A 20,654-nucleotide genomic window follows, 5' to 3' on the forward strand; every position below is an offset into this window, starting at 1 on the left:
GAAAAATGTGAGTGTCGTCACAAGTGTCGACGGGGTGTGTCGAGGGGAATGTCGACACACAATGACGTGTCTAAATATGGAACAATTTTGGAGTGGGTTTTAATTTAACTTATTGTTTTATAATGATTTAAATTAAAGTTTACGTTCTGGCACGGTTTATGCTCTTAAAGGGCACTATTAACAACCAGGGTATACTATGAAAAGCTTTGTGGTTGCCGACCCAACAAAATGCATTGGCTGTCAAACATGCATGGCAGCATGTTCCGATGTGCATAAGAAACAAGGGTTGCAAAGTCATCCTCGCTTAACCGTAGTCAAGCATAACGACGCGACCGCGCCGATTATGTGTCGACATTGTGAAGACGCACCTTGTGCGACGGTTTGTCCGGTTCACGCGATCAAAAAAGAAGAGGATCGCATTCTCTTACAAGAAACATTGTGCATAGGTTGTACCTTATGTGCTGTGGCGTGTCCTTTTGGTGCGATCGCGCTGGATGGCAGCCGTCCTGTTGCGATGTCTCATAGCTACGACACCTTTATCCCTTCAACGCCGCGTTCTAGTAATCCTTGTACGTCGAATCCGAAAAGTTTTGGCCACGATCTGTTGGCGTGGGAACCGGGCGTAAAAAGCATTGCCGTGAAATGCGACCTGTGCGGATTCCGCGACCAAGGTCCGGCCTGTATGGAAGTGTGTCCAACGGGTGCGATTGTGCTGGTGGACGAAGCAAGTGCTTTGCAAGCGCGTGATGCAAAACGTGAAGCGGCGTCGAGCGTCTCCGCTGTTGTCAATATGGAGTCGTAACCATGAATCCTCTTGTGCTTACCGCGTTATCCCTGTGTGGTTATCTCGCTGCGGCGTTTGTGGCCATGTTCTCTCGTCATCATGAGTGGGAAAACCTGCGTTTATCCAGCGTGATCAGTATGTTTGCGGGCATTTTGAGCCTGATTTCTGCTGTGGCTGTGATCGTTCATCCGATTGGATACACGCTGCAATTTAGCTTGTTTTACGATGTGTTTGTGCTGGATAAATTATCCGCGTTGTTGCTGTTGGTGATTGCGATTGTTTCGATTGCCGCTGCGGGATACGCGATGAATTATCTTGATGAGTACCTGGGCAAGGGCGCCCGTTCCATTACGGTTTTATTTAACCTGTTCGCTGGTGCGATGACTGCGTTAGTGGCAGCCAATCAGGCGATCGCGTTCTTAATCATCGTGGAAATCATCTCACTCAGCTCGTTTGCTTTGGTGATTCAAGGAAACACCGCTGCACACCGTAAAGCAGGTTTACATTACTTGGTGATGGACCATGTGGCGAACGTGTTTATCGTCGCGACCTTTGCGATTTTGGCCTACCACGCCAACAGCCTGATGTTCAGTGATTGGATTGCGACCCCGCCGCAAGGTGAATTGGCGTCGCTGACCTTTGTATTGGCGCTGATTGGTTTTGGCATTAAGTCTGCCGGTATTTTCTTCCACGAATGGCTGCCGAAAGCGTACCCATTGGCGCCGTCACATTGTGCGACCCTGATGTCGTGCGTGATGGTGAAACTGGGTGTGTACGGTTTGCTGAAAGTCGCCATTGTGTTTCTTGGTGCGACCCAATGGTGGTGGGGTTTGGTGGTGCTGATTTTCGGTGCGCTGTCGTCCGTGCTGGGCGTCATGTTTGCGCTGGCAGAGCACAACATCAAGCAACTGCTGGCTTACCACTCAGTGGAAAACATCGGGATCATCTTGATGGGTGTGGGCGTGAGCATGATGGGCATCGCGACCGATCACATGGTGATTGCAGTACTGGGTTTGCTGGGCGCGTTGTATCACTTGCTCAACCACGCTGTGTTTAAAGGGTTGTTGTGTTTGGGTTCCGGCTCGCTGGTTTACCGCCTGCACACCAAAGACATGGAAAAAATGGGCGGTTTGGCGAAACGTATGCCAAAAACTGCGCTGACCTTCTTGATCGGTAGCATGGCGATTTCTGCGCTGCCACCGCTGAACGGCTTTGTCAGTGAATGGTTTATTTACCAATCGCTGTTTTCTATCAGCCAAACCGGCAGTGTTGCACACCTTGTCTTTGGCCCATTTGGCGCGGTGATGCTGGCTTTGACCGGCGCGCTGGCGTGCATGTGTTTTGTCAAAGTGTACGGCATCTGTTTTGGTGGCGCGGCGAAATCTGATGCCGCGGAAAACGCCACTGAAGTGGGCAACGCGATGGTCAATGCGACGATCGGTTTGTCTGTGCTGTGTGTGGTGCTGGGCATTGCATCACCATGGATTGCACCGTACATCGCCGATATTGCCAGCGCAACGCTGCAAACTGGCGCGGTCACTGTGGCACAAGGTATGTCGTTGTTCCCTGCCAGCAACATGCAGGCGCTGCTATCGACGCCACTCATCTTGTGCGCGCTGGCGCTGCTGCTGTTGGTACCCATGGCGATTCTGGCCTTCCACAAACGTCAACGTTTAGCGAACCGTCACCAAGGCGACCCTTGGGCGTGCGGCTACCAATATGAGCAAAAAATGACAGTGTCTGCTGGTGGGATCACCCAGCCGATGCGTCACATGTTCCGCTATATCTATCAATCTCGACCTCACCGCACGTGGACAGAGCGCTTCTTACTGTCTCAACCGGCTGCGGGGCAAGAAATCTCGCGTTGGGCTTACCGCAGAACCATGGCGTTCTGGATTGGCCTTGTGGTGCTTTGCACGATCTTTTTCCCGTTGATTTCTGGAGTTATGTAAATGTATTCACTAGAAATGCCCAGCTTAAACTGGGTGATCTTTGCGGTATTCCAAGCGTTGCTGATGTTATGTCTGGCACCGCTGGCGACCGGTTTTTCTCGTGTTATTCGAGCCAGAATTCACTCTCGCCGTGGTCCTGGCATTCTGCAGGATTACCGCGATATCGGTAAGTTGTTGCGCCGCCAATCGGTGGCACCAGCCAATGCCAGCTTTGTGTTTTGGATGATGCCTTGGGTGCTGCTGACCAGCTTGCTGCTGATCAGCATGTCGCTGCCAACTTTCACCAACATGTCGCCATTTCCGGTGTCGGGCGATTTGATCACCGACATTTACCTGTTAGCGATTGGCCGTTTCTTCTTCTCCTTGTCGGGAATTGACTCCAACAGCATGTTTGCCGGCATGGGCAGTAGCCGCGAGCTGACGCTGGGTATCTTGATTGAACCTATCTTTATCCTCGCGATTTTCATCATGGCGCTGGGCGCGGGGTCAACTGACCTTGGCGTGATCAGCCACACCGTGCAAAGCGGCGAGTGGGTGCGTCCGGTGACTTACTTGTTTGCAGGCATTGCGTGTGCTTTTGCTGTGTTCGTTGAAATGGGCAAACTGCCGTTTGACAGCGCCGAAGCAGAACAAGAGCTGCAAGAAGGCCCAGCAACAGAGTATTCCGGTGCGGGTCTGGCGATGGTGAAACTCGGCTTGGGCTTGAAACAACTGGTTGTGGCACAGCTCTTTTTGGCCATTTTCATTCCTTGGGGCCGCGCAGCGAATTTGAGCGGCGCAGAGCTGGGCAGCGCCGCGTTGTGCCTGTTGGTGAAACTGTTCGTCGTGTTCTTGTTGGCTGGCATCGTTGAAAACTGCATGGCGCGTATTCGCTTTCTCAACATGCATCGCACGGTGTTCCCCATGATTGGCGGCACTGTGCTCGCGTTGGTCTTTTTTATTTTTGGTTGGTAACAGATGATGACAATGAATACACAAAACGATGCCTTAGCGAAAACAGGCAAACACTATCTGGCGGGGCTGGTTCAAAAATTCCCGAGTGCCATCCTTGAAGAAGAGTGGCAGACCAACACCCAAGTCACCATCACCGTGAAAATGACCTCGCTGGTCGAAGTGATGCAATGGCTTTACTACGATCAAGGCGGCTGGCTGGCTGTGTCGTTTGGTAACGACGAACGCAGCATCAACGGTCACTTCGCGGTGTACCACGCCTTGTCGATGGAAGGCGTTGAGAAATGCTGGATCACCGTCAAAGTGCTGGTGGATGCCAACAGCCAAGAGTTCATCTCTATTACGCCAACCATTCCCGCAGCGGTTTGGGGCGAGCGCGAAATTCGCGACATGTTTGGTCTGCGCCCTGTGGGCCTGCCTGACGAACGCCGTTTGGTCCTACCGGATGACTGGCCAGAAAATCTGCACCCATTGCGTAAAGATGCGATGGATTATCGCCAACGTCCACAACCGACCACGGACACAGAAACGTACCCGTTCATCAACGAACGTGGTGACGATTCCAACCGCATCGTGCCTGTCGGTCCTATGCACATCACCTCCGATGAACCGGGCCACTTCCGTCTGTTCGTGGATGGTGAAGATATCGTGGATGCCGATTACCGCATGTTCTATGTACACCGCGGCATGGAAAAATTGGCAGAAACACGCATGGGCTATCACGAAGTGGGCTTTTTGGCCGACCGCGTGTGCGGCATTTGTGGTTTCACCCACAGCGTGGGTTACGCCAACACCGTTGAGAACTCACTCAATGTCCAAGTGCCACTGCGTGCGAAAATGATTCGTACCATTTTGCTTGAAGTGGAACGTCTGCACAGTCACCTGCTGAACATTGGTTTGTCGAGCCACTTTGTGGGCTTTGACTCCGGCTTCATGCAATTTTTCCGCGTGCGTGAAAAAACCATGGAACTGGCTGAGCTGCTGACCGGTGCTCGTAAAACTTACGGCATGAACCTGATTGGGGGTGTGCGTCGCGACTTCTTGAAAGCGCAACGTGAGAAAGGCATCGCGATGGTGCGTGAAGTACGTCACTCCTTCCAAGAGTTGGTGGAAGTGCTGCTTTCTACACCCAACATCGACAGCCGTTTGGTCGGCGTGGGTGTGTTGGCAAAAGACATCGCGCGCGACTTCAGTCCGGTTGGCCCGCTGGTCCGCGGTAGCGGTTTTGAGCGTGATGTGCGTGTGGTGCATGGTCAATCGCTGGAAGCGTATGCGAACGTGCCGATTGAACTGCAACACATGGGCAACGGCGATGTGCAATCTCGCGTCATCGTACGTATCCGCGAAGTGTTGGATTCTCTTAACATCATTGAATACGGTTTGGATAACCTGCCAGCAGGCGCCATTCTGACCGAAGATTTCGAATACACACCGCACAAATTTGCCCTGGGCTTTACCGAAGCGCCACGGGGTGAAAACGTGCACTGGAGTATGACGGGCGACAACCAAAAACTGTTCCGCTGGCGTTGCCGCGCGGCCACTTACGCCAACTGGCCAACCCTGCGTTACATGCTGCGTGGCAATACCGTGGCTGATGCGCCGCTCATCATCGGTAGTTTGGACCCTTGTTACTCTTGTACTGACCGCGTGACCATCGTGGACACCAAGAAAAAACGTAGCCAAACCGTGTCCTACAAAGCCATCGAACAATACAGCGTGAGCCGTAAAAACTCACCGCTGAAAGGACTGTGAGGCTGTCATGATTAAACTACTCAAAACCATTCTCAAAACTGGCGACGTGACGGCGAAATATCCGTTTGCGCCGTTTGAGGTTGCCGAGGATTTTCGCGGTAAACCGGAGTTGAATGCGAGCCAATGCATTTCGTGCGGTGCGTGTACACGCGCTTGTCCGGCCAATGCCTTGATCATGGAAACGGATGAACAGAACGGCACGCGTCGTTGGGAACTCTCACTGGCGCGCTGCATTTACTGCGGCCGCTGCGAAGAGGTGTGCCCAACCCACGCGATTGAACTCTCCAAAGCGTTTGAATTGGCCGTGACCAAAAAAGAAGATTTGTACGAAAGTGCAGAATTCGAATTGGCCAACTGCACCTGCTGCCAGCGTCCATTTGTGGCGAAAAAACTGCTCAACTACGTGGTGGATTCACTGGAACAAGCGGGTTTGAGCGGCGAAGCGCTCGCCACACGTCGCCGTCAGCTGGAAACCTGTCCGGCCTGTCGCCGCGCAGACAACATGCTCGATGGCACCAACTTGGCGACCCACCGTTTTATGACCAGTCCTAATGATTTAATCCTGATGACGTCGGAGGAGATGTGAAAGGTATCAAGCAACTGTCTGGTGAACAACACACCACCGCCGTGCCGGTCGAAGTCTCTCCGCAGCATGAGAAACTGAAACAGGCGCTGATCAAGCAAATCAAACGCTCTGCTTACGTTTACCGCGTCGACTGCGGCGGTTGCAACGCGTGCGAAATCGAAATCTTCGCCGCCACAACGCCGGTTTACGATACAGAACGATTTGGGATCAAAGTGGTCGCATCACCACGCCATGCCGACATTCTGCTGTTCACGGGTGCGGTCACCCGTGCCATGCGTGCGCCAGCGCTGCGTGCGTATGAAGCGGCGCCGGATCCAAAAATCGTGGTCTCTTACGGCGCGTGCGGTTGCGACGGCGGTATTTTCCACGACTTGTATTGTGTGTGGGGTGGCACCGATAAAATCGTTCCGGTGGATGTTTACATTCCGGGTTGCCCACCAACACCCGCTGCGACGTTGTACGGCTTTGCCGTCGCACTCGGCCTGCTTGAACAAAAAATGCATGCCAAACAACATGATGTTGAATCCACACCGGCCACACTGCGCCATACCGGTATTCCGATGGATATCCGCGTGATGGTGGAACGTGAAACCCGTCTGCTGGCGGGTTACCGCCAAGGTAAACGCATCGCCAACGAACTGCTGGTTGTACTGGCGAACAGTACAAGCGATACCGTGGACAGCAACGTCAGCCGCTACTTGAGTGAACGCGACGACCCACGCCTGAGCGACATCGTGAACAGCGTGATGCGTTCGGTGATGCGTCAAATCACCGGTGGCGATCAACCGAAAGGGGCTTGCCATGGCTGTCAGTGAATCACGCCATTTGGAAGGACAGGTCTACTTCTACCGCTTGAGCCGTAAATTTGTCGACAACAAATACGATGTGCCCGAAGAAGCGAAGCAGATCATGTATTACAGCCTGACCATCGGCCACCACCTCGGCATTGTCGATTGTCTGAAGTCTGAAATGCAGTGTTCAGGTCACGAGTACCTGGCTTGGATTTCCGGCCTTGATGAACACAGCGAAGCCTATCGCAAGCTGAAAGGTTTTCTGATGTTTGGTGAGATCACGGTGTTCCCAGAGCACATTCACATGCTGGCGCTGGCGCTGGATCGCATCGATAGCACCACGCAATCAGAAAAAAGCCAACAGTTGACGAAAGGCATGATCGCCATTTTGAACGCGATCTACAACGAGCCGACCATGTACTTGATGATTCGGGGTGGGGCATGAGCCAAGATTTACTGTTAACGGTTGGCAACAACATGATGGGCGATGACGGCGCAGGCCCGCTGCTGGCGCAACTGTGTCGTGATCATCCGGTCGGATGGAGCGTGATCGAAGGCGGCACCATGCCGGAAGATAGCTTGCATCTGATCCGCAAAATTCAGCCGCGACGCGTGTTGGTTGTGGATGCCGCTGACTTTGGCGAAAAGGCGGGGGAAGTGCGCATTATCGAGTCCGATACCATCGCAGACATGTTCATGGTGTCCACGCACAGCTTACCGCTCAATTTCCTGATTGATGAGCTAAAAACGTTCGTTCCGGAAGTCACATTTGTCGGCATTCAGCCTGCGATTGTGGCGTTCTCGTTCCCGATGACCGAGATGGTCACCGAGGCTGTGACCGAGCTGCATCGCCGCCTTCCTGAATGGGAAGGCCACGGCGGTTACGAGAGCTGTTAACCCGAGATTTTGCTGAGTGTCGACACTTGTGCCGAAAATCATCGGCACTTGTGTCGATGTTATTGCGCGCTCAGCTTCACTCCGGGAATGATTCGATGTTTCCTCACGAGTTTTGGGTTTTTAATGATTCAAAATCAATGAGTTAAAATTATTTTTGTTGATATTTCAATATTGGCACACCTTGTGCTTATAAGGAGCCGAGTGGTTGACTCGGTTCTATCGACACAGAAGGATATCCCATGAATCGATTTGTCTTTGCTGACGCTAATAAATGTATTGGCTGTCGCACGTGTGAAGTGGCTTGCGCGATTTCACATCAAGATGAAGGTATCGGGACACTGCAAGATCGTGAGAGTTTTCTACCTCGATTAGAGGTCATTAAAAATGCTCACGTCACCACGCCGGTGATGTGTCGTCAATGCGACGATGCACCGTGTGCTCAAGTGTGTCCTAACAACGCGATTGTCCACGAGGACGGTTACATTAAAGTGATTCAATCACGGTGTATTGGCTGTAAAACCTGCGCCATTGCTTGCCCTTACGGCGCAATGAATGTCGTGACAACCATGATTGAAGACACGTCACGTAGTGCTTTGTTCGCACGAAAAGTGCCTAAATCACAAGCGATTAAGTGTGATTTATGTTCTCACCGTACCAACGGCCCTGCGTGTATGGAAGTTTGCCCAACAGGTGCGATTTCTCTGATTGAACCAGAGGAAATTCATCAAACCAGTCAGAGCAAACGTGAAGCGGCTGCCAGCCGTATCGCGATTGTCACTGTCTGATTTCTTGAAATAGTGAAGAAGGTAACTATGAAAAAATCCATTGTAGTTTGTCCGTACTGCGGTACGGGGTGCAAACTAAAGCTACTTGTTGAGAACAACAAAGTAGTGGGTGCAGAACCGGCCGACGGTCGGACCAACGAAGGTCAACTGTGCCTGAAAGGTTATTATGGTTGGGATTTCCTAAACGATACTAACTTGCTGACTCCTCGTCTTAAAAAACCGATGATCCGTCGTACAAAAGACGCGAAATTGGAAGCCGTCTCTTGGGATGAAGCGTTAGATTTCGCCGCTGAAAAGCTGATGGAAATCAAAAGCAAATATGGCCCAGACGCCATTATGACAACCGGTTCGGCTCGTGGCCCAGGTAACGAAGCGAACTTTGTGATGCAAAAACTGGCACGTGCGGTCATTGGGACCAACAACGTCGATCACTGCGCTAGGGTGTGACACGCGCCATCAGTCTCCGGTCTGGAGTCAACAGTAGGTAATGGTGCAATGAGCAACGCCATTCCCGAAATTCAAGAAACAAAATGTTTGCTCATTTTCGGTTACAACGCAGCGGATTCTCACCCAGTTGTAGCAAGACATATTATCAAAGCACGTGCGAATGGTGCCAAAGTCATCGTGTGTGATCCGCGTAAGATTGAATCTGCGCGTATTGCGGATCAGTGGTTGCCACTGAACAACGGTTCGAACATGGCGCTGGTGAACGCACTGGCTTATACCATCATCGAAGAAAACCTGTACGACAAAGCCTTTGTTGAGCAGTACACCGAAGGGTTTGACGCGTTCTACGACATCGTGAAGAACTACGCACCAGAAACCGTGGAAACGATTACTGGTCTTGACGCAGCATCGATTCGTTTAGCAGCTCGTACTTATGCAGCAGCGCCAGAAGCCATGATCCTTTGGGGCATGGGCGTGACGCAATACGGTCAAGCGGTTGACGTGGTTCGCGGCTTGGCAGGTCTGGCTACCTTAACCGGTAACTGGGGTCGTCGTGGTGTGGGTTGTGGTCCGGTTCGTGGTCAGAACAACGTACAAGGTACGTGTGACTTAGGGATGTTGCCTCACCAATATCCGGGTTACCAAGACGTGACTGATGATGCCATCCGCGCGAAATTTGAAAAAGCGTGGGGCGTGTCATTGTCACCTAAACCAGGTTACCGCCTGACTGAAGTTGGTCACAAAGTGGCAGACGGCGAATGTAAAGCCTTCTACATCTTTGGTGAAGACCCAGCGCAGACAGAAGCGGACTTGAACGCGATGCGTAATACGCTGCGCAAGATGGAACTGGTGATTGCACAAGACATCTTCATGACCAAAACGGTTGAAATGGCCGACGTGGTCTTCCCAGCGACCAGTTGGGGCGAACATGAAGGCGTGTACTCCAGTGCTGACCGTGGTTTCCAACGTTTCTACAAAGCCGTCACTCCGCCAGAAGGCGTGAAACCGGACTGGGAAATCTTCAGCCTGTTGGCAACACGCATGGGTTACCCAATGCACTACAACAACACCCAAGAAATTTGGGATGAGTTGCGTTCATTGGCACCGCTTTACGCGGGTGCAACCTACGAGAAAATGGCGGATCTGAAATCGGTACAATGGCCTTGTCCAACTGAAGATCACCCAGGGACCTCGTTCTTGTTTGAAGGCAATAAGTTCTCGACACCATCAGGCAAAGCGAAGTTCATTGCAGCCGACTGGCGTGCGCCACTGGAACAACCGGATGAAGAGTACCCATTGGTGCTATCAACCGTGCGTGAAGTGGGCCACTACTCGTGCCGTTCAATGACCGGTAACTGTTCAGCCTTGTCTGCTTTGGCAGATGAACCTGGATACGTTCAGATGAACCCAGCCGATGCAGAGAAACTTGGCATTAAAGATCAACAACTTGTTTGGATTTCATCGCGCCGCGGTAAAGTCATTTCTCGTGCAAGTTGTAGTGAACGAACCAACAAAGGTGTGGTGTACATGACCTACCAATGGTGGATCGGTGCCTGTAACGAGCTGACGATTGAACACGTGGATCCAATCTCAAGCACGCCGGAATTTAAATATTGCGCCGTGAAAGTTGAGAAAATTGACGATCAACCGTGGGCTGAAAATTATGTACAAACTGAATATAGCAACATGAAAGCGCGATTAAAGTCGCAAGTTGAGTTTGCTTAATTCGGTAATCAATAGCTCTTCGTATGCGTTTATAATGATGACAAATACGAAGGGCTATAATTTATTGTTATTATTATGAATAAAACAGCGAAAGAATTAACCGCATTTTCCAAAGCGATGCTGCTAATTCATGGGATGTCTGATCTGCTCACATTTCTTCACAGCGAAGAGTGTGAATTTTTACACGTCGAGAGAATCAATATCATTCTAAATGATGAGCGATTGGGTGAAGCGATCGTTTATTTTCTTGATGCAAATCAGCAAATCCAAAGCGATGTGATATTTCATCATAATATTGATAATTATCATCAACGTTACGAAGAACAGGTGTATCAACTTGACGGCGTCGATTTTTACTACTCACATCCAAAGCTGGCGCAGCATCCGGCTTACCAGAACGTGCGTAGTTACTACAAGATCCCGCTGGATACCTTGGACAAACACCTCGGTGCGATTGAGCTGATTAACCCCAAATTTGACCAATTGGATGGGGGCGAAAATCAATTTAATTTATTTAACAGTATGTTGGTGTCGTTTATTACGCATGTGTTGGATCATCAACATGCAAATACGTTAACACGACACATTAGTGATGAAAGAGACAATTACCATATTCTGGTAGATGTCACCAATGCCGTTATTAGTCAAAGCAGTAAAGAAAATCTATTAACATCATTACTCAACTGTTTACATCCTTATTTTAAAATCAAAGAGTTGTCGATTATTGATATGGACAACGGTCGCTGTATTCAGCGAGATGGACGAATTGTTGGGAATGATATTCAAACGCAGTGTTTTTTCTTTAATGATATTTCTGGAAGCGTCCTGGATATTTATTATCCCGAGACCATGATTGTTACGGGCAATGATTTCGATCAATTGCGCGCGGAACATAGCGATTTCAATATTGAGAATGATATTGAATGTTTAATTTTAGTCCCGTTGATTTTCCGTCGGGAATTGGTGGGCAAAATTGCTTATATGCTGCGCGATGCGGCGCAGTTGCAAGAGATTGATGTTGCGCTGCTGCAACAGATCGCGGCGCGCGTGGCGCTCAGCATGCACAGTTTGCGTGAAAGCCAGCACAGTGCGCAGTCGCTGCCCAAAAGCACCGACATCCTTATCGATGAAACGTACGAGCATTACCAAATCTTTGACGACATCATCAGCCAAAGTGAAGTGATGAGCCAGGTGTTGGATCAGGTTGCGATGGTCGCGAGCTGTGACAGTACCGTGTTGATCGAAGGGGAAACCGGCACCGGTAAAGAGCTGATTGCCCAAGCGATTCACAAAATGAGCCGCCGTTGTAATCGCCAAATGATCAAAATGAACTGTGCGGCGATCCCAGATGGTCTGTTTGAAAGTGAGCTGTTTGGTCATGAACGCGGCGCGTTTACGGGCGCAATCAAAAATCGCGTGGGCCGTTTTGAATTGGCCGACCAAAGCACGCTGTTTTTGGATGAAATTGGCGATTTGTCGCTGGAACTGCAACCCAAGCTGCTGCGGGTGCTGCAAGAACATGAGATCGAACGCGTGGGCCACAACCAGTTGATTCACGTGGATGTGCGTTTGGTGGTGGCCACCAACGTCGATTTGCTCGCGCGAGTGGAAGAGAAGCAGTTTCGTAGCGATCTGTATTACCGCATGAATATCTTCCCGATTCGATTGCCGCCGCTGCGCGAACGGGCTGAAGACATTCCGCTGCTGGTGAAACATTTTGCGCGTCTAATTTCGAAAAAGATGGGCAAAAACATTCGTGCCATCAGCCAAGAGTCCATGCGCTGCATGACGGAATATGCTTGGCCGGGCAACGTGCGTCAGTTGAAAAACTTCATCGAGCGCGCGGTGATTTTAACGCGTGGCGAAGTGCTGAATGTGCCTGTGCATGAGCTGGTCGGTATGGGACAACCCGTGTCGAGCCCTGCACCTGCGCTGGCTGCCAACACCAGCGAGGACACGATTTCTCGCGAGGCGATCATTCAGGCGTTGAAAGAGAGCAATGGCATTGTGGCTGGGCCAAGAGGCGCGGCCGTGAAACTGGGATTGAAACGGACAACGCTGTTGTCACGCATGCAAAAAATGGAGATTAGCAGTAAGGATTATCTTGTCGAACGCTAAGCCGCTTGGATTGCGGATGGTTCGGTCGACAGACAATAAACAAAGGTATCAACGGTGTACGAAGAACAACAGACGGTCTGTCATCCCGAAGTGACAACACGCAGCATCATCAAATGTCAGCGCACTCGCGGACAGTGGAGTCAAGATGACATTTTGATCGAAGAGACGCCGATTGCCTTGGAATATAACGGCATCGCTTACACCGTCATGATGGGCACGCCACGAGATTTAGAAGCTTTCGCGCTGGGGTTCTCGCTCAGCGAAGGCATCATCGACCATCCCCGCGATGTGCACGACATTGACGTAACCCACAACGCGCAAGGCTGCACGGTATCGATTGAATTAGCTAATCGCTGCGTTGCCCGCTTGAAAGCGCGTCGCCGCTCAATGGCCGGTGTGACCGGATGCGGGATCTGCGGCACGGAACAACTCAGTCAGGTGGCGCGTTGCCTGATGCCACTGCCCACCACCGCGCAGTTTTGCTTTGACTTTCTCGATCATTCGCTCGCGTCGCTGGAGCAGCACCAACGTTTGAATCAACTCACCGGTACCACGCACGCCGCCGCTTATTTGGACGAGCAGGGCGAGGTGCAAGCGCTGTTTGAAGATGTCGGCCGCCACATTGCGCTGGATAAATTGCTTGGCTGGGCGAGCCGCCAGCAAGTTAAAGGCGGGGCAGTGCTGGTCACCAGTCGTGCCAGCTTTGAAATGGTACAAAAAGTGGCTGCGTGCGGCTTTGAAATTTTGCTCGCGCTCTCCGGCCCCACCTCCATGGCGGTCGAATTGGCGGAACGTCTTAATGTGACGTTATGCGGCTATTGCCGTGAAGGTCGCCTCAATATTTACGCGCACCCTGAGCGCGTGCGTTATCAGGATACTGTTCAACGGGATGTCAGTTAATCGCGTTGATTAGTCGTAAGGCTCATGGCTGCTGGGTTTCCAGCATATCGGGAGTCATGAGTCTTCTTTTTTTAGTTTTTATTTTCTCGTTCATTTTTTAAGAGCTTTTCGTTATGAGTAAAAAAAATACAGCAATCGTCAGTCTATGCCTTCTTTTCTCACCGATGGTGTTTGCTCACCCGGGCCACATTGGTAGTCATGGATTGGAAAGCGGTTTTATGCACCCGCTGACGGGTTTGGATCACATGAGCGTGATGATTGGTGTGGGTCTGCTCGCATCGCTGTTTGGTGGTAAAAATCGCTGGACGATGCCACTGAGCTTTATCGCTTTCATGGTGATTGGCGGTGTGATGGGGATTTCTAGCCTTGTGGTTCCCGGGGTTGAAACCTTCATCGCGCTCAGCGTCGTGATGATGGGTGTGATGCTGCTTCGCGGTGCGAACATGCCACAAAAAATGGCGACCACATTGATCATGGCATTTGCGGTATTCCACGGTATGGCGCATGGCGCAGAAATGCCAATCAACGGTCAAGCGATCAGCTACTTCTCTGGCTTTATCGTTGCGACAGCGGGTCTGCACATTGCTGGTATCGCTCTGGGCGAAATGGTAATGCGTTTTGCAGCCAGCAAACGTCTGACCAAACTGGCAGGTGCGGCAATCGCGCTGCTGGGTGGTTCATTCCTGTTTTCATAATGGACCGAAGCGATGATGCGTTGTCTGATTGAAATTAAAGGACAGGTACAAGGGGTCGGTTTTCGGCCCTTTGTGTACCGTCTGGCCATTGAACACCAGTTGAAAGGCTGGGTGATCAATGATGCCCGGGGCGTACGGATTGACGTCCAAGGTGAGCAGCGCCAATTTGACGCGTTTTATCGTGAACTCCTCATTCAAACGCCACCGTTGGCCCGAGTGGACAACGTGGCGTTGCGTCCGCTGGATCCGACCGATTTTGCGGCGTTTCAGATTTTATCCAGCAGCGATGACGCGGAGATCAGTGTCAGTGTGCCGCCCGATCAGGCCATCTGCATGGATTGCCGCCGCGAGCTGTTTGATCCGAATTCGCGCTTCTATCATTACCCGTTCATCAATTGCACCAATTGTGGCCCGCGTTTCACCATCATCAAAGCTTTGCCGTATGACCGCCATCAAACCTCGATGGCTGATTTCAAGCTGTGCCCAGCATGTGCGCGTGCGTATCAAAATCCGATGGATCGTCGTTACCACGCACAGCCGGTGAGTTGCGCGCATTGCGGCCCGTCAGTGACGTTGCTCAGCCCGCAACAAACGTGCATTGCGAAAGCACATGCAGCGATTGAACGCGCAGCCGAGCAACTGATTGCGGGCGGCGTGATTGCGCTCAAAGGCCTCGGCGGATTTCATTTGGTGTGTGATGCCACTTCGCTTCAAGCGGTGGCGCGTTTGCGTGAATTAAAACATCGCGCCAGAAAGCCGTTGGCCGTGATGGTGAGTGATGTCGCGCAAGCTAAACATTATGTGCAGGGAGAAGCGCTGGAATGGCAAACGCTGAAATCGCAAGCCAGCCCCATTGTTTTGATGCACAAAGCCGAACACACCGATGCGGGTCGCGCGCCTGTCGCAGACAACGTCGCACCCGATGTCGATTGTTTGGGAGTGATGCTGGCTTATACGCCGCTGCACCTGCTATTGATTGACGCACTGCAACAACGTGGCTGTTTTGCGCCCTTGGTGATGACCAGTGCCAATGTGTCAGGCTTGCCATTGGCGACCGAGGCGCAGCAGGTGTTTGCGATGTTTGGGTCATCCCTCGACTGCGTGCTCGATCACAATCGCCCGATCGTCCATGCCTGTGACGACAGCTTAGTGCAGCTTGCTGCGGGCAGTATGCGTGTGTTGCGGATGGCGCGCGGTTATGCGCCGCTCAGTTTTCCGCTGGCTAATCGTGCGCCAGCCACGCTCGCTGTGGGTGCGCAGCAAAAATCCACGGTTGCATTTGCGGTGCGCAATCAATGGTTTTTATCCCCCTATTTGGGCGACTTGACCGATCTCGATACACAGCAGCGGTTTGTCGATGCGACACACTATTTTCCTGATCTTTACCAAGCATCGACCGAGCGTTGGGTCGCGGATGCCCATCCGGGCTATTTCTCAACCCAGTGGGTGAACGAACAAACGTCGTCTGCGCTGCACGTGCAGCACCACTACGCGCATATTTTGTCGGTGATGGCTGAATCGCAGCTCAATGGTCCCGTTTTGGGCGTGAGTTTTGATGGCACCGGCGCGGGCGATGACGGCACGGTATGGGGTGGCGAGGTGATGATCGCCGATCGACTTGGTTATCAGCGCATCGCGCACCTTCGACCATTTCGCCTGATTGGCGGTGAGCAAGCGATTCGTGAGCCAGAACGAGTGCTCTATGCCTTGTTGCTTGAACTCATGACGCCAGCAGAGATCCAGAAGCTCCATCTGCCTGCATTTGCCGCGTGGTCGACTTCGCGTTTCCAAAACCTGTTTCACCTGTGGCGGAACGCAGAACGTTCGCCGCTGTGTAGCTCAGTCGGCCGTTTATTTGATGCGTGGGCGTGTCTGTTGGGATTGGTGACAACACCGGATTACGAAGGCGAGAGCGGGCTGCAAATGGAAAACGCCGCGCGTCAAGCGGGCGAGCACCAAGTTGCGTTGTCGCTGCCTTGGCGCGACCAGCAACTCGACTGGGCGCCAGCGCTGCAACAATCGCTGGCGCGCGGCTTGGCGTCTGATGATGTCTCGGCAAAACGCTGGGCATGTGTGTGCAGCGATGCCTTTATCGGTGCGCTGGCCAAAGCGGTGATCGATATTGCGCAGCAACATGCCAACTTACCGTTGGTGCTGAGTGGCGGCGTGTTCCAAAACCGCTGCTTGCTCGATGCCATTGATGCGATGTATCCCGATTCAGCCTGTCCATTTATCACGGGCAGCCACATTCCGGTCAATGACTCCGGCATCGCCGCAGGTCAGCTCTGGCATCAACTGGCGTATGACCTTTAGTCGAACTTAACGAATAACGCCATGGCGACGCATGTCGTCATGGCTTCATGATCAAGAAGTGAGAACACCATGTGTTTATGTATTCCTTCCCGCGTACTGTCTGTCGATGAAGACGCGATGACAGCCAAAGTGGACACCTTGGGCGTGTGCAAAGAGATCAGCACCCACCTCATCAGTGATTCCATCGCCGTCGGCGACCATCTGCTGGTTCACGTGGGTTTCGCCATCAGCAAAATTAATCAGCAGGAAGCGGAAACCAACCTCGCGACGTATGAAGCGTTGTTGGCTGAGATGGAACGTGAAGACGTCGCGGTGTTGCTCTCATGAGTGTCGCAGCCAACCTCTATCAAACCTATCGGCGTCCAGACGTGGTGAAAGCCTTGGCAGACAAAATTCGCCAGCGCGCCGCGCAGCTGAGCGAGCCGTTATACATCATGGAAGTGTGCGGTGGACATACCCACACCATCATGAAATATGGCTTAAAACAGTTGCTGCCAGAGTCACTCAGCTTTGTGCATGGCCCGGGTTGCCCGGTGTGCGTGATGCCCAAAGAACGCATCGACCATGCGATTGCATTGGCGCAATTGCCGGATGTGATGCTGGTCTGTTTGGGTGACATGATTCGTGTGCCGGGGTCGCGATTGTCTCTGGCGCAATGCCGAGCCGAAGGCGGGCATGTGGTGCCGATTTACGATCCGATGGACGTGTTGAAGATCGCCAAAGAGAACCCGACCAAGCAGGTGGTCTATTTTGCGATTGGTTTTGAAACCACCACGCCGATGACTGCGGTGTTGGTCGATTTGGCCGAGCGCCAGCAGATCAACAATCTCTACTTTCACATCAACCATGTGTTGGTGCCGCCCGCGATGAATGCGGTGATGGCCGACGAACGTACCCCAGTGAACGCTTTCATTGGTCCATCACACGTGAGTGCGGTGACCGGGTCACATATTTATCAACCGATTGTTGAACAACACCAGGTGCCGGTGGTGGTGGCGGGCTTTGAGCCGGTCGATGTTCTGGAGTCGGTTTTGATGCTGGTTGAGCAAGCGCTGTCGCATCAGGCGACACTGGAAACGCAATATTCTCGCGTCGTGACGTCGGCGGGGAATACGGCGGCGCAAGCGTTTGTCGACAACGTGTTTGCGGTGCGTGACACCTTTGCGTGGCGCGGATTAGGTAACATTCCACACTCGGCATTGCAACTGCGCGATGCTTACGCGCATCGTGATGCGGAATTACGTTTTGCGGCACATCTGCCACACGATCATCAAGACGATCATAAAGCGTGTCGCTGCGGCGATATTCTACGCGGTTTAGCCACGCCACCAGACTGCAAAGTGTTTGGCCGCGCGTGCAAGCCAACGCGCCCAATGGGCAGTTGCATGGTGAGTTCTGAAGGGGCTTGCAATGCGTATTATCGCTACGGCGCCATTGAATCGGTGTCGTTGACCGGGGGAAACGAAAATGAGTGAGATGACTCACGTACAAATCAGTCATGGCGGTGGCGGTCAGGAGATGGGCCAGTTTATTCGCCAGCTATTTTTCTCGCGCTTCGGCAATGAAATTCTGAGCCGCGACGAAGACGCTGCGAGCTTGTCGATCAGCGGCCCAATTGCGATGACCACCGACAGCTTCACTGTTTCACCACTGTTTTTCCCTGGCGGCAACATCGGCTCACTGGCGATTGCGGGCACCTGCAATGACTTGGCGATGGCTGCGGCGAAACCGACGTACTTGAGCTGCGGTTTCATGATTGAAGAGGGGCTGGCGCTGAGTGAGCTGACCGAGATTGTCGATACCATGGCCAAAGAGCTGAGCCGTATTGGCGCGCAGATTGTGTGTGGCGACACCAAAGTGGTGCCCAAAGGCAGTGTCGATAAAGTGTTTATCAACACCACTGGCATTGGCGCCATCCTGCGTGAGGGCGTGTCGGCGCATCACCTGCAAGCGGGCGATTGCATTTTGGTGTCGCGCGATATTGGTTGTCACGGCGCGTGTGTGCTGGCGCAGCGAGAGTCGATGGCACTAGAAACGCAAATTGAGAGCGACTGTGATCTGTTGTGGCCTGCGGTAGATGCGCTTTTGCACGCCGACATCGAGATTCACGCCATGCGTGATGCCACGCGCGGCGGTTTGTCTGCGGTGCTCAACGAATGGTGTCAAACCAGCCAAGTGCAGTTGGTGATTGATGAGCAAAGTGTGCCGGTGACCGATGCTGTGCGCGGGTTGTGTGAACTGTTTGGCTTCGAACCTTACGATTTGGCCAATGAAGGCACTTTTGTGCTGGCCGTGCCTGCCAAAGACAGCGACACCGCGCTGGCCGCGCTGCGTCAACATCACCCTAACGCGGCGTGTATTGGCACCGTGCAAGCCGGAACGCCAGCGCGCCCTATTTTATGCAATCCTTGGGGAAGTCGTCGTTACCTCGATTTTCCAGCGGGCGAGTTGTTGCCACGAATTTGTTGAGAAGCGCCATGCATGAACTTTCCATTAGCCTGAAAACCATTGATTTGGTTGTCGAGCAAGCTCAAAAGCACCACTACCGTAAGGTCACCAAAATTACCCTCAGCGTTGGGGTGTTGTCGTGCATTGAGCCAGAAGCGTTGCGAACTGGGTTAGAAATGGCCAGCCGCGAAACGATCGCCCAAGACGCCGAAGTGGTGATAGAAACTCTGCCAGCGATTGCTGTGTGCCAAGGGTGTCGTCACCAGTTTGCCATTGAGAATTATCAAGACAGTTGCCCGCAGTGCCACAGTTATCAATTGACTGTGCAGCAAGGCGAGGAACTTCAAGTCAAACACATCGAGGTTGAATAATATGTGTACTGTTTGTGGCTGCGGTGATAGCCAAATTGAGCACGATCATCAGCATGATCATCCCCATTCTCATGGACATTCACATGAGCACGCGCATTCTCATGACCATGACCATGCACACGACCACGGTGAGCATCACGCTCACGCCAGCGAACAGCCGCTGGTGATTCATCACCATTACTACCACCAAGGCGATGTTCATCATCACGTTCATTATCATGGCTTTACGCCGGCATCAGCGCCGCAGCACGTCCAGCCTGACCATGCACATCATGAACATAGCCATCATGAACATAGTCATCATGAACATAGCCACTCTGAACATGCGCACCATGAACACAGCCATGCAGGCGATCACGACCACGCCGAACATCACGCGCAGACCCATGACAATGGCGATATGCATTTTGGTCGCGGCGAAGCGCAGGTGCATGTGGCGGGCGTGTCGCAACGTCAATTGCTGACACTGGAACAAGACATTCTGGGCAAAAACAACGAAGTGGCAGAGCACAACCGCGCGCATTTCATTGCCGCCGGTCAGTTGGTGCTCAACCTCGTTTCTAGCCCGGGTTCAGGCAAAACCACCTTGTTGGTTGAAACTTTAAATCGTCTGAAAGATCGCTTGCCATGTGCGGTGATTGAAGGGGACCAACAGACCAGCAACGATGCCGACCGCATTCGCGCGACACAAGTGCCAGCCCTGCAAGTCAACACTGGTAAAGGCTGCCATTTGGATGCCGACATGATTCACCACGCGTACCATCAATTGGCGTTTGATGAGGCCGGTGTGCTGTTTATCGAAAACGTGGGCAACTTGGTGTGTCCTGCCAGCTTTGATCTCGGCGAGCGTTGCAAAGTCGCGATTTTGTCGGTCACCGAAGGGGAAGACAAACCACTGAAATATCCCAACATGTTTGCTGAATCTGAACTGATGATCATCAACAAAACGGATTTGCTGCCTTACGTGAATTTCGACGTGGTGAACTGCATTCACAACGCTAAAAAAGTAAACCCAGCGATTCAAGTGATTCAGTTATCGGCGACCACTGGCGAAGGGTTCGACGCTTGGCTCAATTGGCTGACCGAGCAGCGCGCAGCAGTGACTTGTTAAGTCGTGTGTTCGATGTTCATTGTTTAGA

The 20,654-nt window shown here is 52.3% G+C and carries 19 protein-coding genes; all 19 read left to right on the forward strand.

The genetic code is table 11. The annotated features are described in order from the left end of the window. Positions 1-196 precede the first annotated feature (196 nt). The 19 genes from ACF8PK_RS08885 to hypB all read left to right on the forward strand — a co-directional run bounded on the left by ACF8PK_RS08885 (position 197) and on the right by hypB (position 20,626). Positions 197-802, forward strand: a complete 606-nt coding sequence (locus ACF8PK_RS08885; protein WP_014205182.1) for a 4Fe-4S dicluster domain-containing protein — start codon at positions 197-199, stop codon at positions 800-802. A 2-nt stretch (positions 803-804) separates the two neighbouring features. Beyond that, positions 805-2,736, forward strand: coding sequence for a proton-conducting transporter membrane subunit (locus ACF8PK_RS08890; RefSeq protein ID WP_275724313.1), 1,932 nt, complete (start codon positions 805-807; stop codon positions 2,734-2,736). Continuing rightward, positions 2,737-3,690, forward strand: coding sequence for a respiratory chain complex I subunit 1 family protein (locus ACF8PK_RS08895; RefSeq protein ID WP_004726129.1), 954 nt, complete (start codon positions 2,737-2,739; stop codon positions 3,688-3,690). A 3-nt stretch (positions 3,691-3,693) separates the two neighbouring features. After that, positions 3,694-5,439, forward strand: coding sequence for a hydrogenase large subunit (locus tag ACF8PK_RS08900; protein WP_238770801.1), 1,746 nt, complete (start codon positions 3,694-3,696; stop codon positions 5,437-5,439). A gap of 7 nt (positions 5,440-5,446) precedes the next feature. Next, the gene (locus ACF8PK_RS08905) at positions 5,447-6,025 is read left to right on the forward strand and encodes a formate hydrogenlyase complex iron-sulfur subunit (protein ID WP_004726127.1); all 579 of its coding nucleotides are present in this window, start codon (positions 5,447-5,449) and stop codon (positions 6,023-6,025) included. A 41-nt stretch (positions 6,026-6,066) separates the two neighbouring features. Then, the gene (locus ACF8PK_RS08910; protein ID WP_392440971.1) at positions 6,067-6,840 is read left to right on the forward strand and encodes an NADH-quinone oxidoreductase subunit B family protein; all 774 of its coding nucleotides are present in this window, start codon (positions 6,067-6,069) and stop codon (positions 6,838-6,840) included. After that, positions 6,827-7,261, forward strand: coding sequence for a formate hydrogenlyase maturation HycH family protein (locus ACF8PK_RS08915; protein WP_004726125.1), 435 nt, complete (start codon positions 6,827-6,829; stop codon positions 7,259-7,261). Before ACF8PK_RS08910 ends, ACF8PK_RS08915 begins: the two co-directional genes overlap by 14 nt. Beyond that, the gene (gene hycI, locus ACF8PK_RS08920; RefSeq protein ID WP_004726124.1) at positions 7,258-7,713 is read left to right on the forward strand and encodes a hydrogenase maturation peptidase HycI; all 456 of its coding nucleotides are present in this window, start codon (positions 7,258-7,260) and stop codon (positions 7,711-7,713) included. The genes ACF8PK_RS08915 and hycI overlap by 4 nt, the downstream gene beginning before the upstream one ends. Positions 7,714-7,952: 239 nt before the next feature. Then, positions 7,953-8,498, forward strand: coding sequence for a 4Fe-4S dicluster domain-containing protein (locus ACF8PK_RS08925; protein WP_004726123.1), 546 nt, complete (start codon positions 7,953-7,955; stop codon positions 8,496-8,498). Positions 8,499-8,525: 27 nt separating this feature from the next. Further along, positions 8,526-10,670 carry a formate dehydrogenase subunit alpha gene (gene fdhF / locus ACF8PK_RS08930; protein WP_081454197.1) on the forward strand — a complete coding sequence of 715 codons (2,145 nt, stop codon included), beginning with the start codon at positions 8,526-8,528 and terminating at the stop codon, positions 10,668-10,670. 75 nt (positions 10,671-10,745) lie between these two features. After that, positions 10,746-12,788 (forward strand): sigma 54-interacting transcriptional regulator, encoded by a 2,043-nt coding sequence (locus ACF8PK_RS08935; RefSeq protein ID WP_392440829.1) that lies wholly within the window; start codon positions 10,746-10,748, stop codon positions 12,786-12,788. A 54-nt stretch (positions 12,789-12,842) separates the two neighbouring features. Beyond that, a complete protein-coding gene (gene fdhD, locus ACF8PK_RS08940) occupies positions 12,843-13,688 on the forward strand; it encodes a formate dehydrogenase accessory sulfurtransferase FdhD (protein WP_004726121.1) in 846 nt (281 codons plus the stop codon). Between the two features lie 113 nt (positions 13,689-13,801). Continuing rightward, the gene (locus ACF8PK_RS08945) at positions 13,802-14,383 is read left to right on the forward strand and encodes a HupE/UreJ family protein (RefSeq protein WP_081454196.1); all 582 of its coding nucleotides are present in this window, start codon (positions 13,802-13,804) and stop codon (positions 14,381-14,383) included. 12 nt (positions 14,384-14,395) lie between these two features. Beyond that, the gene (hypF, locus tag ACF8PK_RS08950; RefSeq protein WP_392440834.1) at positions 14,396-16,696 is read left to right on the forward strand and encodes a carbamoyltransferase HypF; all 2,301 of its coding nucleotides are present in this window, start codon (positions 14,396-14,398) and stop codon (positions 16,694-16,696) included. A 69-nt stretch (positions 16,697-16,765) separates the two neighbouring features. Then, complete coding sequence (locus ACF8PK_RS08955) at positions 16,766-17,023, forward strand: HypC/HybG/HupF family hydrogenase formation chaperone (protein WP_004726118.1); 258 nt, start codon at positions 16,766-16,768, stop codon at positions 17,021-17,023. Beyond that, a complete protein-coding gene (gene hypD, locus ACF8PK_RS08960) occupies positions 17,020-18,171 on the forward strand; it encodes a hydrogenase formation protein HypD (RefSeq protein WP_154181106.1) in 1,152 nt (383 codons plus the stop codon). Before ACF8PK_RS08955 ends, hypD begins: the two co-directional genes overlap by 4 nt. Before the next feature lies 1 nt (position 18,172). Beyond that, positions 18,173-19,165, forward strand: a complete 993-nt coding sequence (hypE, locus tag ACF8PK_RS08965; RefSeq protein ID WP_055466715.1) for a hydrogenase expression/formation protein HypE — start codon at positions 18,173-18,175, stop codon at positions 19,163-19,165. Between the two features lie 8 nt (positions 19,166-19,173). Next, complete coding sequence (hypA, locus tag ACF8PK_RS08970; RefSeq protein ID WP_004726115.1) at positions 19,174-19,515, forward strand: hydrogenase maturation nickel metallochaperone HypA; 342 nt, start codon at positions 19,174-19,176, stop codon at positions 19,513-19,515. A 1-nt stretch (position 19,516) separates the two neighbouring features. After that, the gene (gene hypB, locus ACF8PK_RS08975) at positions 19,517-20,626 is read left to right on the forward strand and encodes a hydrogenase nickel incorporation protein HypB (RefSeq protein WP_392440839.1); all 1,110 of its coding nucleotides are present in this window, start codon (positions 19,517-19,519) and stop codon (positions 20,624-20,626) included. Positions 20,627-20,654: the final 28 nt, after the last annotated feature.

It is taken from the genome of Vibrio sp. CJQ_6 (assembly GCF_043106745.1).
GTDB classification, from domain to species: domain Bacteria; phylum Pseudomonadota; class Gammaproteobacteria; order Enterobacterales; family Vibrionaceae; genus Vibrio; species Vibrio furnissii.

Bases quoted from the DNA above. Each gene is read 5' to 3' on its own strand.
- ACF8PK_RS08885 (WP_014205182.1), top strand. From the start codon at position 197: ATGAAAAGCTTTGTGGTTGCCGACCCAACAAAATGCATTGGCTGTCAA.
- ACF8PK_RS08890 (WP_275724313.1), top strand. From the start codon at position 805: ATGAATCCTCTTGTGCTTACCGCGTTATCCCTGTGTGGTTATCTCGCT.
- ACF8PK_RS08895 (WP_004726129.1), top strand. From the start codon at position 2,737: ATGTATTCACTAGAAATGCCCAGCTTAAACTGGGTGATCTTTGCGGTA.
- ACF8PK_RS08900 (WP_238770801.1), top strand. From the start codon at position 3,694: ATGATGACAATGAATACACAAAACGATGCCTTAGCGAAAACAGGCAAA.
- ACF8PK_RS08905 (WP_004726127.1), top strand. From the start codon at position 5,447: ATGATTAAACTACTCAAAACCATTCTCAAAACTGGCGACGTGACGGCG.
- ACF8PK_RS08915 (WP_004726125.1), top strand. From the start codon at position 6,827: ATGGCTGTCAGTGAATCACGCCATTTGGAAGGACAGGTCTACTTCTAC.
- hycI (WP_004726124.1), top strand. From the start codon at position 7,258: ATGAGCCAAGATTTACTGTTAACGGTTGGCAACAACATGATGGGCGAT.
- ACF8PK_RS08925 (WP_004726123.1), top strand. From the start codon at position 7,953: ATGAATCGATTTGTCTTTGCTGACGCTAATAAATGTATTGGCTGTCGC.
- ACF8PK_RS08935 (WP_392440829.1), top strand. From the start codon at position 10,746: ATGAATAAAACAGCGAAAGAATTAACCGCATTTTCCAAAGCGATGCTG.
- ACF8PK_RS08945 (WP_081454196.1), top strand. From the start codon at position 13,802: ATGAGTAAAAAAAATACAGCAATCGTCAGTCTATGCCTTCTTTTCTCA.
- hypF (WP_392440834.1), top strand. From the start codon at position 14,396: ATGATGCGTTGTCTGATTGAAATTAAAGGACAGGTACAAGGGGTCGGT.
- ACF8PK_RS08955 (WP_004726118.1), top strand. From the start codon at position 16,766: ATGTGTTTATGTATTCCTTCCCGCGTACTGTCTGTCGATGAAGACGCG.
- hypD (WP_154181106.1), top strand. From the start codon at position 17,020: ATGAGTGTCGCAGCCAACCTCTATCAAACCTATCGGCGTCCAGACGTG.
- hypE (WP_055466715.1), top strand. From the start codon at position 18,173: ATGACTCACGTACAAATCAGTCATGGCGGTGGCGGTCAGGAGATGGGC.
- hypA (WP_004726115.1), top strand. From the start codon at position 19,174: ATGCATGAACTTTCCATTAGCCTGAAAACCATTGATTTGGTTGTCGAG.
- hypB (WP_392440839.1), top strand. From the start codon at position 19,517: ATGTGTACTGTTTGTGGCTGCGGTGATAGCCAAATTGAGCACGATCAT.